The organism is Streptomyces sp. NPDC054794 (assembly GCF_053611585.1).
Window position 1 is genome coordinate 123489 of record NZ_JBSHAQ010000005.1, and the last position, 13824, is coordinate 137312.

At 73.0% G+C, this 13824-nt stretch carries 14 protein-coding genes and 1 riboswitch; of the genes, 7 read left to right on the top strand and 7 right to left on the bottom strand.

The window, feature by feature from the left end:
• Positions 1 to 141: 141 nt before the first annotated feature.
• Entirely contained in the window at positions 142 to 732 is a 591-nt protein-coding gene (locus tag ACWGKT_RS06935; protein ID WP_453272791.1) for an SAV_6107 family HEPN domain-containing protein, read from the bottom strand.
• 182 nt (positions 733 to 914) lie between these two features.
• On the opposite strand from ACWGKT_RS06935, the gene ACWGKT_RS06940 reads away from it, so the two are divergent.
• The 4 genes from ACWGKT_RS06940 to ACWGKT_RS06955 all read left to right on the top strand — a co-directional run bounded on the left by ACWGKT_RS06940 (position 915) and on the right by ACWGKT_RS06955 (position 6547).
• Positions 915 to 1760 carry an ATP-binding cassette domain-containing protein gene (locus ACWGKT_RS06940; RefSeq protein ID WP_453272792.1) on the top strand — a complete coding sequence of 282 codons (846 nt, stop codon included), beginning with the start codon at positions 915 to 917 and terminating at the stop codon, positions 1758 to 1760.
• Positions 1732 to 3816: a YhgE/Pip family protein gene (locus tag ACWGKT_RS06945; RefSeq protein WP_453272793.1), complete on the top strand. Its 2085-nt coding sequence runs from the start codon at positions 1732 to 1734 to the stop codon at positions 3814 to 3816. Before ACWGKT_RS06940 ends, ACWGKT_RS06945 begins: the two co-directional genes overlap by 29 nt.
• Positions 3817 to 3878: 62 nt before the next feature.
• Positions 3879 to 4508: a TetR/AcrR family transcriptional regulator gene (locus ACWGKT_RS06950; RefSeq protein WP_356140790.1), complete on the top strand. Its 630-nt coding sequence runs from the start codon at positions 3879 to 3881 to the stop codon at positions 4506 to 4508.
• A gap of 530 nt (positions 4509 to 5038) precedes the next feature.
• Positions 5039 to 6547, top strand: a complete 1509-nt coding sequence (locus ACWGKT_RS06955) for a phytoene desaturase family protein (RefSeq protein WP_453272794.1) — start codon at positions 5039 to 5041, stop codon at positions 6545 to 6547.
• Positions 6548 to 6557: 10 nt separating this feature from the next.
• Here ACWGKT_RS06955 and ACWGKT_RS06960 read toward each other — a convergent pair whose 3' ends face one another.
• The 6 genes from ACWGKT_RS06960 to ACWGKT_RS06985 form a co-directional block, all read right to left on the bottom strand.
• Positions 6558 to 7505, bottom strand: coding sequence for an SCO2102 family sporulation regulator (locus ACWGKT_RS06960; protein ID WP_453272795.1), 948 nt, complete (start codon positions 7503 to 7505; stop codon positions 6558 to 6560).
• 56 nt (positions 7506 to 7561) lie between these two features.
• Positions 7562 to 8485, bottom strand: a complete 924-nt coding sequence (metF, locus tag ACWGKT_RS06965; protein ID WP_453272796.1) for a methylenetetrahydrofolate reductase [NAD(P)H] — start codon at positions 8483 to 8485, stop codon at positions 7562 to 7564.
• Positions 8486 to 8615: 130 nt separating this feature from the next.
• On the bottom strand, positions 8616 to 9266 hold the full coding sequence (gene thiE / locus ACWGKT_RS06970) for a thiamine phosphate synthase (RefSeq protein WP_453272797.1): 651 nt from the start codon (positions 9264 to 9266) through the stop codon (positions 8616 to 8618).
• 127 nt (positions 9267 to 9393) lie between these two features.
• Positions 9394 to 9759: an Rv2175c family DNA-binding protein gene (locus ACWGKT_RS06975; RefSeq protein ID WP_235454726.1), complete on the bottom strand. Its 366-nt coding sequence runs from the start codon at positions 9757 to 9759 to the stop codon at positions 9394 to 9396.
• Between the two features lie 60 nt (positions 9760 to 9819).
• On the bottom strand, positions 9820 to 11055 hold the full coding sequence (locus tag ACWGKT_RS06980) for an NAD(P)/FAD-dependent oxidoreductase (RefSeq protein ID WP_453272798.1): 1236 nt from the start codon (positions 11053 to 11055) through the stop codon (positions 9820 to 9822).
• A 32-nt stretch (positions 11056 to 11087) separates the two neighbouring features.
• Positions 11088 to 11468, bottom strand: coding sequence for a hypothetical protein (locus ACWGKT_RS06985; protein WP_453272799.1), 381 nt, complete (start codon positions 11466 to 11468; stop codon positions 11088 to 11090).
• A gap of 52 nt (positions 11469 to 11520) precedes the next feature.
• Positions 11521 to 11632: riboswitch (TPP riboswitch) on the top strand.
• Between ACWGKT_RS06985 and thiO the strand changes: the two genes are divergently transcribed.
• The 3 genes from thiO (at position 11630) to ACWGKT_RS07000 (ending at position 13797) form a co-directional block, all read left to right on the top strand.
• Positions 11630 to 12790 carry a glycine oxidase ThiO gene (thiO, locus tag ACWGKT_RS06990; protein ID WP_453272800.1) on the top strand — a complete coding sequence of 387 codons (1161 nt, stop codon included), beginning with the start codon at positions 11630 to 11632 and terminating at the stop codon, positions 12788 to 12790. Its footprint overlaps the riboswitch before it by 3 nt.
• On the top strand, positions 12787 to 12999 hold the full coding sequence (gene thiS / locus ACWGKT_RS06995; protein WP_453272801.1) for a sulfur carrier protein ThiS: 213 nt from the start codon (positions 12787 to 12789) through the stop codon (positions 12997 to 12999). Before thiO ends, thiS begins: the two co-directional genes overlap by 4 nt.
• Positions 13000 to 13002: 3 nt before the next feature.
• Positions 13003 to 13797: a thiazole synthase gene (locus ACWGKT_RS07000; protein ID WP_356140808.1), complete on the top strand. Its 795-nt coding sequence runs from the start codon at positions 13003 to 13005 to the stop codon at positions 13795 to 13797.
• Positions 13798 to 13824: the final 27 nt, after the last annotated feature.

Here is a 13824-nt window from a genome sequence, read left to right on the forward strand (position 1 = left end):
CCCGGGATACGGGAGGTGGGAAGGCCTCAGGCGCCCTCCACCCTATTGCCTCCGGTGCCCTGACCGGTCATCGCGCCGGTGCGCTGCCGAGTCCGTCTCGTGCGGCGGACGCGCCGACGCGTTCACATGGTCCGTGGGTGATCAGCCCGCGTCCGGCATCTCCCTTCCGGTGGCCCGGCCCATCGCGCCCAGCGCGCCCTCCGCGGGCTGCGTGCCGTCCGTGTCCTGGCGGGGCTGGGGCAGGACCGGCTGGAGCACCAGCATGCGCTCGACGATACGGACGAACATCCCCACGTCCCGTATCAGGTCGTCGGCGTCGCGGCGGGTGGCGGCGCCCTGGATGCCCGCCTCGGCGCGGGCGCGCCGCGTGGCTCCGGCGGCGAACAGCGCGCTCCACTCGGTGAGCTCGGGAGCGATCTCGGGGAGCACTTCCCAGGCGCTGCGGATGCGTGCGCGGCGTCGTGGTGAGGTCTCCGGGCGGCCGAGGGCGGCCAGGACGGCGGCGGCGGTGCGCAGGGCGGCCAGGTGGGCCGTCGCATAGCGCTCGTTGGAGGTTTCGAGGACGGCGGCCTCGTCCAGTCCGGCACGGGCCTGGGCGAGCAGGTCGAGGGCGGCGGGCGGGGCCGTGGCCCGGCGGAGCACGGGGTGCACGTCGCTCGCCGGGCCGTTCAGTGAGGGGGCAGGGCCGGTGGCGCGGCGCCGACGGGCGGCGGCTGCGGGCGAGTTGGCCATGACGAACCTCCTGTCGTCTGGGTGACGGCATGCCCTGATACGGGATGCCGTATGTGCCCATCGTGAGGTATGCCACTGACAATCCGTTCTGACCTGGGCTTTTGCTTCGATCGCAGGTTCGGGTTAGTTTTTGCACTGACCAGTCAGTTCAAAACCAGTCGGTTCAAACATAAGGGGGGTCCGTGGACGGCGTCGCTGTCACAGCTGAGGGCCTGGGGCTCAAAGGGCCTCGCGGCTGGGCGTTCCGCGGGATCACCGTCGACGCCGCGCCCGGCGCGGTGATCGCGGTGGAGGGCCCGTCCGGGTCCGGCCGCACCTGCCTGCTGCTCGCGCTCACCGGCCGTATGAAGGCCACCGAGGGGTCGGCGACCGTGGCCGGGGCACGACTGCCGAAGCAGCTGGCCGCGGTGCGCCGCGTCAGCGCGCTGGCCCATGTCGCCGGGGTCACCGACCTGGACCCGGCCCTGACGGTCGGCGAGCACCTGCGCGAACGGGCGCTGCTGCAGCGGCGGTTCGGGGACTCGCTGCGCGCGCTGCTGCGGCCGCGCCGAGAGCGGTCCCTGGAGGCCGGCCTGCGGATCGAGGCCGCGCTGGCCGCCGCCGGGCTCGACCGGGAGGACCTGCCCAAGGGTTCCCGGACTGCCGTGCGGGACCTGGAGCGGATGGAGGCGCTGCGGCTCTCCGTCGCCCTGGCCCTCATCGGGCGCCCGCAGTTGCTCGGCGTGGACGACGTCGACCTGAAGCTCTCGGGCACCGAGCGGGTCGAGGTCTGGAAGCTGCTGAAGTCCCTGGCCGACGCCGGGACGACGGTCGTCGCCGTGTGCAGCGAGGCCCCCGAGGGCGCCGTCGTCGTGCGCACCGGAGCGTCCGCGGACGACGCCACGGCCGCGCAGGACGCCACGGCCGCGGACGAGAAGAACACGACGGCCGCTGAAGACGCGCCGGGCGCGGACGAGAAGAACACGACGGACGAGGGCAACAACGGGAAGGAGGCCGGCGATGCGCTCGTCGCGACTGGCCGCGCTTGAGCTGAGGCGGTTCGGCCGGGGGAAGCTGCCGCGTGCCGCGCTGGTCGCGCTCACGGTGCTCCCCCTGCTCTACGGCGCCCTGTACCTGTGGTCCTTCTGGGACCCGTACAGCCGACTCGACCGCATCCCCGTGGCGCTCGTGAACGACGACCGGGGGGCGACCGCGGCCGGCAAGAAGATCTCGGCGGGCGACGACATCGTCGCGGGACTGCGCGACAGCGACACCTTCGAGTGGCACGAGGTGAGCGCCCGTGAGGCGCGCCGGGGCGTCGAGGACGGCACCTACTACCTCTCGCTCACCATGCCCACCGACTTCAGCCGGCGCGTCGCCTCCAGCTCGGGCAGCTCTCCCGAGACGGGCGCCCTCCAGGTACGGACGAACGACGCCAACAACTACATCGTCGGGCAGATCTCCCGGACCGTGTTCAGCGAGGTGCGCACGGCCGCGTCCACCAAGACGTCCCGGTCCTTCCTGGACCGGATCTTCATCTCCTTCTCCGACATCCACGGCGAGACCGTGAAGGCCGCGAAGGGCGCCGACAAGCTGAGCGGCGGCATCGGGAAGGCCGAGCGGGGCTCCAAGGACCTCGCCGACGGCCTGACGGACGCCAAGAGCGGCAGCGGCAAGCTCGCCAAGGGCCTGAAGAAGCTCAACAAGGGCGCGGGCGACCTGGAGGACGGCACGAAGCGGGTGGCCGAGGGCACGCAGACCCTGGCCGACAACGTCAACGGGGTCCACTCGAAGGTCGGCCCGTTCGTGAAGGACAACGAGAAGACCATCGGCGACACGGCCCAGCTGGTCGCCGACTCGGCCAAGGCGGTCCGCCACAACCTCGACGTCCTGGTGAAGACCGCCCCGACCGCCGCCAAGGCCGCCCACGCGGCCTCCACCACGCTGAACGAGGTCTACACGGCGCGCTGCGAGACCGCGACGCTGCCCGACGTCATCTGCCCGGACCTGAAGAAGGCCAAGGAGGCCGCCGCCGACGTCGCGACGATCGCGGACGACCTCAACACCCTGATCGCCGACCAGGACGGGGACCTGAAGACGCTGCGCGCGAACCTGAGCACGCTCCAGGAGCAGGCCCAGGGGCTCGCCGACCGCTCGCCGCACCTGTACGAGGACATCGACGACGCCGTCAAGCGGATCAACCAGCTGAACGACGGCGCCGGCAAGGTGGCATCGGGCGCGAGGAAGCTGCACACCGGGCTCGGCACGGCCAGAACCGGCGCGACCGACCTGGACGAGGGCGTCGGCAAGCTCAAGACCGGAGCCGAGGACCTCAACGGCGGCATGTACAAGCTGGTCGACGGCTCCGGAAAGCTGGCCGGCGGGCTGCACGACGGGGCGCGGCAGATCCCCGACTACGACCGGCAGGACCGCGACCGGCGCACCGGGGTGATGGCCGACCCGGTCCAGCTCGCCGCCAAGGACCTGCACAAGGCGCCCAACTACGGCACCGGCTTCGCCCCTTACTTCATCCCGCTGTCCCTGTGGGTGGGCGCGATGGTGGCGTACATGCTGATCCCGCCGCTCAACCGACGTGCCCTCGCGGCCGGTTCGGCCGCCTGGCGGATCGCGCTGGCGGGCTGGCTGCCGGTGGTGACGGTCGGCGTGGTGCAGACCCTGGCCCTGATGTCCGTCCTGCACTGGGCCATCGGCCTGCAGATGGCGCGGGCGGCCGGGACGGTCGGCTTCCTGTGCCTGGTGACGGCGTGCTTCGCGGCGCTCGTGCAGTGGCTGAACGCGCGCTTCGGAGCGGCGGGCCGGATCCTCGTCCTCGCCCTGCTGATGCTCCAGCTCACCTCGGCAGGCGGCACCTATCCCGTGCAGACCAGCCCGGGCTTCTTCAACGCGATCCACCCCTTCCTGCCGATGAGCTACGTCGTCGCGGCCCTGCGGCGGCTGATCACGGGCGGCGGCCTCGGTCCGGTGTGGCAGGCCTGCGCCGTGCTGATCGCCTTCACGGCCGGTGCCCTGGCGCTCACCGCGCTGTCCGCCCGCCGCCGCCAGGTGTGGACCCTGGACCGGCTGCACCCGGAACTGAGCCTGTGACCTCGCCCGAGGCCCCCGGTTCCGGGTCCGCCGGGCAGCCCGTTCCTGTGAGAATCGGGGGCATGGAAAGCAGCAGCGCCACGTCCGGCGGCAGCACCCGCCGCGAGGCCACCCGGCAGAAGCTCTACGAGGCCGCCGTCACGCTCATCGCCGAGCAGGGCTTCTCCGCCACCACCGTGGACGAGATCGCCGAGCGGGCCGGGGTCGCGAAGGGCACGGTCTACTACAACTTCGCGAGCAAGTCGGTCCTCTTCGAGGAGCTGCTGCGGCACGGCGTGGGGCTCCTCACCGCCTCGCTGCGGGAGGCGGCCGAGCTGACCGAGCGCACGGGCGGCAGCAAGGTCGACGCGCTGGACGCGATGGTCCGCGCCGGGCTCGTCTTCATCGACCGCTACCCGGCCTTCACCCAGCTGTACGTGGCGGAGCTGTGGCGCACCAACCGGGCCTGGCAGTCCACGCTGATGGTGGTCCGGCAGGAGGCCGTCGCCGTCGTGGAGGGCGTGCTGCGCGACGGCGTGGCGAACGGCGAGTTCAGCGAGGAGATCGATGTCCAGCTGACGGCGGCCGCGCTGGTCGGCATGGTCCTGGTGGCCGCGCTGGACTGGAAGTCGTTCCAGCCGGAGCGTTCCCTGGACGACGTCCACTCGGCGCTGTCCCGCCTGCTCCAGGGCCGGGTGAGCGGCAGGCGCTGAGCCGCCGGGGCGGTGCCCGCCCGGGCACGCTTCACGGCCCCCCCACGCGCGCGTGCACACGAAAGCGCCGGTCCGCCGTGCCCGCGTCCCCCGCGGGCCACCGTCGGACCGGCGCCTGTCGTGCTCCCCCGTTCCTTCCCGTACTTCCGTACGGTCCTCCCGTTGGAACCCCCGTTCCGGACTCCCCCGGTCCCCGTGTTCCCCCGTGTTTCCCCGAATCTCGCTTCCGCCGACGGATCGGCGGAAGGAGCGGAACAAGGGCGCGGGCTCCGTTCCGCCGCCCCGTGTCGGCGGTGCCGGCGCTGCGCCCCTTTCCGTTCCTCCACTGTCTCGTTCGCGCGGGCCGGTCCCCATCCGTGCGCGTACTCATCTCCGCGCCTAGGTACGGATACTCAGTCCTGCGCACTCAGGCCCACGGCACCGCGCCGCCCCCTGGGGACGGGCGCGCCCGTCCTCGTACTCCCCCGGCCTCCCCTCGGCGCCGGGCCTCGCGGACGGGACTGTCGGTGGCGGCGGATAAAGTCGCGGTCATGGCACGGATTGCGGTGATCGGCGCCGGGACGGGCGCGATGGCGGCCGCCGCCCGGCTGGCCGTCGCGGGCCACCGGGTGGTGGTGTACGAGCGTACGGAGACGTACGGCGGCGCGGTGCGCCGGTTCGAGCGGGACGGGTTCGGCTTCGACACCGGCCCCGGTCTGCTGACCCTGCCCGCCGTCTACCGCGATCTGTTCGTCAAGACGGGCAAGGAACCGCTGGAGGACTGCGTCGAGCTGGTCCAGGTCGACCCGTCGTCCCGGCACGTCTTCGCGGACGGCACCGCCGTGTCCCTGCCGAACGCCTCGCGCGCGGGGGTGGTCTCGGCGTTGGACGAGGCCCTCGGGGCGGGCGCGGGACAGCGCTGGGGCGACTTCCTGGTGCGGGCCCGCGAGGCCTGGGACCGCACCCGGCGGCCTCTGCTGGAGGAGCCCCTGTGGGCCGACTGGCGGGTCCTGACCGAGCGTGAGCCCTATCCGGCCGTGCCGCACAAGCGCCTGCTGCGCACCCGCCGGGCGGCCACGCTCGCCGAGATCGGCGCCTGGGAGCTGCGCGACCGCCGGCTGGCCGCGCTGCTGGACAGCTACGCGCTCGCGTACGGCGTCGATCCCGCGACGGCTCCGGCGAGCGCCGCCATACTGCCGTACATGGAGCACGCCTTCGGCACCTGGTACGTGCGCGGCGGCATCCGGGAGCTGGCCCGCGCGGTCCACGAGCGGTGCGAGAAGCGGCGGGTCGAGTTCGTCTTCGGCGCCGAGGTCACCGGGATCGTGGACAAGGACGGCCGGGCCGCCGGGGTGAAGCTGGCCGACGGCACGGTGGCCGAGGCGGACTTCGTGGTCGGCCCCGGCCCCGGGCGGCTGGGCACGCTGATGGCGGGCCGGCAGCTGTACGGCGCGGACGCCGTGCGGCCGCGGGCGGAGGGCGACCGCCCGGGCCGTGTGGTGGTGTGTCTCGCGCTGCGCGGAGGGCGGCAGCCGGACGCGGCCCACCTCACCGTGGTGCACTCGCCCGACGCCGAGGGCGAGCTCGGCGAGTTCGCGACCGGGGTGGGTCCCGAGCGGCCCACGGTCCGGGTCCACCGCCCGGACGACCCGGCCCTGCGCCCCGACGCGGCGCACGAGTCCGTGGTGCTGACGGCGACGGTGCCGTCCGGGACGGGGTACGACTGGGCGGCGCCGGGTGCCGCCGACGCCTTCGCGGACCGGATGGTCGCCGCCGCCGAGCGCGCGGTCCCGGGGCTGCGTGAGCGGACGCTGTGGCGCGAGGTCCGTACGCCCGTGGACACCGAGCGGGAGACGGGGGCCGTGGGCGGCGCCGTCCCGCCGCCCGCGCTGGCCGCCGCGGAGACAGCCCTGTATCCGGCCAACGGCACGGCGATCGAGGGCCTGTTCAGTGTGGGCGGCTGGTCGCACCCGGGCGGCGGTCTGCCGCACGCCGGCATGTCGGGCGCGCTGGTGGCCGGACTGATCGTGGAGGGGCCGAAGTTCCGCGGCTCACAGTGAGCCGGGGCGTTCAGAAACGGTACTGCTCGTCGTACCCGTTGCCCGGCTGCTGCTGGTTGCCCTGGTACGGGTAGGGCTGCTCGGCCGGGAGTTCGCCGCCGTAGGTCTCGTCGGTGCGCTGCTGCGGGACCCAGACGCCGCCGGCCGGGGTCGTCTCGCCGTAGCCGCCGGTGGCGTACTGGTCCTGGCCGTAGGACTGCTGCCCGTAGGACTGCTGGCCGCCGTAGGAGGTGTCGTACCCGGCGCCGTAGGTCTGGGTGCCGATGTACGGGTCGGAGTAGTTGGCGTACTGCTGCTGGCCGGTGGTGTCGTAGCCGTACTGCTGCTGGCCGTAGCCGGAGTAGTCGTACGCGTAGGTCTGGTCGGTGCCCTGGGCGGTGGCCGCGTAGGCCTGGCCCTGCGACTGGGACTGGGACTGGCCGGCGGAGGCGTAGGCGGAGTCGCCGTATATGCCGTAGGAGCCGGTGTCGTCCGGGAGGGGCTGCGGCGCGTAGACGGCGGTCGCCTCGGCCGCGGTGGGCTGGGCGGCGCCGGAGGGCGTGAACACGTCGTCGCGGTCGTAGTCGTCGTCGCCGTACGCGGCGTCGTCGCGGCCGTAGCCGTCCCGGTCGTCGTAGCCGCCCTCGGCCTCCAGGTCGGAGACCTCGAGCGTCGGGTCCTGGTGGTCCGGCTCGCCGCGGCGGCGCTTGCTGCCGCCCGCGTCGGGACGGTTGACCGCCCAGCCGGAGGCGAACCCGCGGCGGAACGACAGCGTGACGTAGGTCTGGCCGATCGCGAAGGCGGCGGCGCCCAGTCCGATCACGACGACCGACGGAACCAGGACACCGAGCACGACGCCGACGAAGCCCGCGAAGGCGAGCAGCCGCCAGCGCAGACGCGCCTTGTACTGCAGCAGCACCTCGCCGAGCAGCCACAGCGCAACGATTCCGAACGCGATGTAGAGGACCGTCAAGCCCATGTACGCCCCTCTCCCAGTGACCGCTACGCAGTGTGTCGTATTTTGGTGCGGCTGGTCTAGGCCCGCGGGGGGTGGTGCAGGCCCAGGTTCTCGTAGATCTCCAGCGGTGCCGTCGAGTTGTTGAGCGTGATGAAGTGCAGTCCGGGCACTCCCTCGGCCAGCAACCGCGCGCAGAACTCCGTGGCGAATTCGATACCGATGGAGCGTACCGCCGCCGGATCCTCTTTCGCTGTGAGGATCCGTTCTTTCAGGGCCGCCGGGAATACGGCGTTGCTGAGCTTGGGCAGCCGCTCCAGCATCTTCACGCTGGTGACCGGCAGGATCTCGGGGATGACCGGGGTCTCGCAGCCGGCGGCCGCGACCCGGTCGCGCAGCCGCAGGTACGACTCCGGCTGGAAGAACATCTGCGTGATGGCGTAGTCGGCGCCCGCGCGGCACTTGTCGACGAAGTGCGCGACGTCGGTGTCCCAGTCCGAGGAGCGCGGGTGCATCTCCGGGAAGGCGGCGACGCCCACGCAGAAGTCACCCGACTCCTTGATGAGCCGGACGAGTTCGGCCGCGTAGGTCAGCCCGCTGGGGTGTGCCACCCAGTCGCCCATCGGGTCGCCGGGCGGGTCGCCGCGCACGGCGAGCATGTTGCGGATCCCGGCGTCCGCGTACTGGCCGATGATGTTGCGCAGTTCGGCGAGGGAGTGGTTGACCGCGGTGAGGTGGGCGACCGGGGTCAGCGTCGTGTCGACGACGATCTGCTGGGTCTCCTTGACCGTGGTGGCCCGGGTGGAGCCGCCGGCGCCGTACGTGACGGAGACGAAGTCGGGAGCCACGGCCTCGACCCGCCGCAGGGCGTTCCACAGGTTCCGCTCGCCCTGGGGGGTCTTCGGCGCGTAGAACTCGAACGAGTACGTCGTCTTGCCGGTGCCCAGGATGTCACGCACGGTACGTGCGCGATCCGTCCTGGTCGATGCGGTTCCGAGGGCCATACCGGCAGGTTAGCCAGGGGTGGTCGGTCCCCCAACCGAGCGGCGGCAAATTGCCCGAATTGCCGACTTCCTGTCCACTCCTTGGACAGGAATCGGACAGGAGGGGGACATGCGGGCCGCTGCGCGGGGGTTACTCCGCGTGCCGGAGCCGCTTGGCGAACTGGGCCGCCGCCGCTCCCGGGTCGTCGGCCTCGGTGATCGCGCGGACCACCACCACCCGGCGGGCGCCCGCCTCCAGCACCTCGTCGAGGTTGCCGAGGTCGATGCCGCCGATGGCGAACCAGGGGCGGTCGGTGCCCAGCGAGGCCGTGTGGCGGACCAGGTCCAGGCCGGGGGCGTGGCGGCCCGGCTTGGTGGGGGTGGGCCAGCACGGCCCGGTGCAGAAGTAGTCCACGCCCTCCTGGACGGCGGCGGCCTGCGCCTCGGACGCGGCGTGCGTGGACCGGCCGATCAGCACGTCGTCGCCGAGGATCGCGCGGGCCGCGGGCACCGGGATGTCTCCCTGGCCCAGGTGCAGCACGTCGGCGCCGGTGGCGTGGGCGACGTCCGCGCGGTCGTTGACCGCGAGCAGTCTGCCGTACCGGGCGCAGGCGTCGGCGAAGACCTCCAGGTGGTCCAGCTCCTCGGCCGCCTCCATGCCCTTGTCGCGCAGCTGCACGATGTCGACACCGCCGGCCAGGACCGCGTCCAGGAACTCCGGCAGGTCGCCCTGGCGTCTGCGGGCGTCGGTGCACAGGTAGACGCGGGCGTCGGCGAGCCGGGCGCGGGCGGTGTCGGGCATGCGTGTCTCCCCCGTTGTCGGTGCTGTGGCGGTGGCTCAGGGGCCGCGGCGAGCCGTGGCCCGGGCCGCGCACGGCGTGACCCGGGCCCGCGGTGGGCCGCGGCCCGTGAGCCGGACGGTGTTCGGTTCAGACGGCGAGCGCCTGGGCCCGGCGCTTCACCTCCGTGCCGCGATTCTCGCTCAGGGCCTGCGCGGGGGTGCCGGGCAGGGTCGGGTCGGGGGTGAAGAGCCACTCGATCATCTCTTCCACCGTGAAACCGTCGTCCCTCAGGAGCGTCAGGGTCCCGGACAGGCCCTTGACGACCTTGTCCCCGTCGATGAAGGCGGCAGGGACGTGCAGTGCTCGGTTCTCGCCCCGGCGTACGGCGACGAGCTGGCCCTCCTTGACCAGCTGCCGCACACGTGTCACCTCGACGCCGAGTTGTTCGGCGATGTCGGGGAGGGTGAGCCAGGCGGGGACGAGAACATCAATCTTTGCGTCAATCTCGGTCACGGCAACAGCCTGCCATCCCGGACTGACAGTCGGAAGCCGGACCCGTCCAACCTGGGGTTTTCATGACGCAACCGTGGCGGACTTCAGCGGCCGGGCCGGATCGGTGAGCAGGTTCGGGTCCATCGGCGCGGCGGCCTCGATGAGCCGTCGGCCCTGGGCCAGGTCGCGGGGCCGGCCCACCGCCAGCAGGGCGACCAGCCGGTTCTCGCGCAGCCAGCACACGGACCAGGCGGGGCCCGCGGGGTCGCCGCGCCACAGCAGGGTGTCGGCCGCCGGGTGGTGACCGGCGTACTGCACGAAGCGGCCGAACTGCTCCGACCAGAAGTACGGGACCGGGTCGTAGACCGCCGGGGCCTCGCCGATGATGTTGGCGGCGACCGTGCGCGGGCCCTGGAGCGCGTTGTCCCAGTGGTGGACCAGCAGCCGCTCGCCGTACCGCCGGGACGGGAAGGAGGCGCAGTCGCCGACCGCGTACACGTCCGGGGCCGAGGTGCGCAGGTGGTCGTCGGCGACGATCTCGCGCCGGTCGCCCAGCTCGATGCCGGAGTCCGCCAGCCATGCGGTGGCGGGGCGCGCGCCGATGCCGACGACCACGGCGCCGGCGGGCAGCCGCGTGCCGTCGTCGAGCAGCACCGCGCCCGGCTCGACGCGCGCCACGCGCGCGTGGGTGCGCAACTCGGCGCCGCTGTCGGCGTACCAGGCGGTCATCGGCGCGGCCACCTCGGCGGGGAGTGCTCCCGCCAGTGGGCGGTCGGCGGCCTCGACGACGGTCACCGCGCAGCCGGCCTCGCGGGCCGCCGTGGCGAACTCGGCGCCGATCCAGCCCGCGCCGACGACCACGATGTCGTGCTGCCGGGCGAGCACCGGCCGCAGCCGTTCGGCGTCGTCCAGGGTGCGCAGCAGGTGCACCCCGGGGACGCCCTCCGCACCGGGCAGCCGAATCGGTTCAGCACCGGTCGCGAGGACCAGGACGTCGTACGGCTCGGGACCGGCCTCGGTGTCCAGTTCGTGGTCGCCGGGGCGGACGCCGAGCGCCTCGCGGCCCAGCCGGAGGTCGATGCCGAGCGCATCGAAGTCCACCTCGAAGGCGGAGCCCTCGGCCTTGCCGAGCAGCACGGCCTTGGACAGGGGCGGCCGGTCGTACGGCTGGTGCGGCTCCGCGCCGATCAGGGTGACGGTGCCGGTGAAGCCCTGTTCCCGCAGGGCCACCGCGGTCTGCACCCCGGCCATGCCCGCGCCGACGACGACCACGCGCCGCCCCTGTGACCTGCTGTGTTGCTGCGTCTGCTCGCTCACCTGATCACCATAGACAACTGACGAACCGTCAGTCAGCGCTCAGGCCGAGTGACGTGCTCCACAACGGCCTCTTCCGCGGCGACTTCTTCCACGACGCTCGTGCCGCTGCCGGGCCCCGACTCCCACTCCCAGCTCTCGTCGAGCCGCACCCGGCCGTCGGGCAGTTCGACGACCGTCGAGACGCAGTGCCCGGACGAGGTGGTCCCGTCGTGCTTGAGCTGGACGTACCGGAAGTCGAGCCGGTCGCCCTGCCGGGTACCCACGAGGTGCCCGCGCACGACGTCGCCGCCCGCGTAGTCGGCCCAGATCTCGCCGTTCTTCTCGTGGTACGCGAACCGGGTGCGGGTACCCACCTGACCTGGGGCTTGATCCGCGACGGGGGCGAGGATCAGACCGTCGAGCGAGCGGGCCATGAACGGAGGCTCCCTTACTGAGGAAAACGCCACGGGCTAGGGTGGCCAACGTACAAGCACTCGCGGGAGCCCGGACGCACCGGGCTGAGAGGGAGGCTGGCGGCCTCCGACCGTACGAACCTGATCCGGGTCATGCCGGCGAAGGGAGGGGCTGGACGCCCATGTCGTCACGTACGTCAGACGTCCTCGTCATCGGGGGCGGAATCATCGGCCTGGTCACGGCCTGGCGGGCGGCGCAACGCGGGTTCGCCACCGCCGTGGTGGACCCGGAGCCCGGCGGCGGGGCCGCCCAGGTGGCGGCCGGGATGCTGGCCGCGGTCACCGAACTGCACTACGGCGAGCAGACGCTGCTCGGGCTGAACCTGGAGTCGGCCCGCCGCTACCCGGACTTCGCGGCCGAACTCACCGACCTGACCGGCCGTGACCTCGGCTACCGTCGCTGCGGCACCCTGGCCGTCGCGCTGGACGCCGACGACCGTGCCCATCTGCGCGAACTGCACGCCCTGCAGCTGCGGTCGGGGTTGGACGCCGAGTGGCTGTCCGGGCGGGACTGCCGCCGCCTCGAACCGATGCTCGCGCCGGGTGTGCGCGGCGGGCTGCGGGTCGACGGCGACCACCAGATCGACCCGCGGCGGCTGGCGGCCGCCCTGGTGGACGCCTGCGAGCGGACGGGCGTGGTGTTCCACCGCGCGTGGGTGGACCGGCTCGACGTGGTACGCGGCCGGGCGGCCGGCGTCACCACGACGGACGACACCGCGCTGGGCGCGGACCAGGTGGTGCTCGCGGCCGGCAGCCTGAGCGGTCGGCTCGCGGGTGTGCCGGACGAGGTGCTGCCTCCCGTGCGGCCGGTGAAGGGCCAGGTGGTGCGGCTGACCGTGCCGCGGCGGTACGCACCGTTCCTGAGCCGCACCGTGCGGGCCGTGGTGCGCGGCAGCCACGTCTACCTGGTGGCCCGGGAGAACGGCGAGCTGGTCGTGGGGGCGACCAGCGAGGAGCTGGGCTGGGACACGACGGTGACCGCGGGCGGTGTGTACGAGCTGCTGCGCGACGCCCACGAACTGGTCCCGGGGATCACCGAACTGCCGCTGACCGAGACGCAGGCCGGGCTGCGGCCCGGTACCCCGGACAACGCGCCGCTGCTCGGCCCCACCCTCCTGGACGGGCTGCTGCTGGCCACCGGGCACTTCCGCAACGGCGTGCTGCTCACGCCGGTCACCGGTGACGCCATGGCGCACGTCCTGGCCACCGGTGAACTCCCGGAGGTGGCCCGCCCCTTCACGCCCCAGCGCTTCGGCGCCGTCCTCACGGAGCAGCCCGCATGACCCACTCCGTCAGCATCTCCGTCAACGGCGAGCGCCGGGAGATCGCGCCCGGCACCGCTCTCGACACCCTGGTGCGGTCCCTCACCCCGGCGCCGTCCGGGGTGGCCGCCGCGCTGAACGAAACCGTCGTCCCGCGCGCGCAGTGGTCCGCCACGGCCCTGTCCGAGGGGGACCGCGTGGAAGTCCTCACCGCCGTGCAAGGAGGCTGACCCATGGCCGACGATCCCTTTGTCCTCGCGGGCATGACCTTCTCGTCCCGGCTGATCATGGGCACGGGCGGTGCGCCCAGCCTCGACGTCCTGGAGCGGGCGCTGGCTGCCTCCGGCACGGAGCTGACCACGGTGGCCATGCGGCGGGTCAATCCCGCGGTGCACGGGTCCGTGCTGTCGGTGCTGGAACGGCTCGGCATCCGGGTGCTGCCGAACACGGCGGGGTGTTTCACCGCGGGCGAGGCCGTGCTGACGGCGCGGCTGGCCCGGGAGGCGCTCGGAACCGATCTGATCAAGCTGGAGGTCATCGCCGACGAGCGGACCCTGCTGCCGGACCCGATCGAGTTGCTGGAGGCCGCCGAGACCCTGGTGGACGACGGTTTCACGGTGCTGCCGTACACCAATGACGACCCGGTCCTGGCCCGGAAGCTTCAGGACGTGGGCTGTGCCGCGGTCATGCCGCTCGGCTCGCCCATCGGGTCCGGGCTCGGTATCCGCAACCCGCACAACTTCCAGCTGATCGTCGAGCACGCGCGCGTGCCGGTGATCCTGGACGCGGGGGCGGGTACGGCCTCGGACGCGGCGCTGGCGATGGAGCTGGGCTGCGCGGGCGTGATGCTCGCCTCGGCCGTGACCCGGGCGCAGGAGCCGGTGCTGATGGCGGAGGGGATGCGGCACGCGGTGGAGGCGGGGCGGCTGGCACGGCGGGCGGGCCGCATCCCGCCCCGCCACTTCGCCGAGGCCTCCTCCCCCACCGAGGGCCGCGCCCACCTGGATCCCGAGCGCCCGGCCTTCTAGGGTCTTTCGTTTGGATCAGGCCGGCAT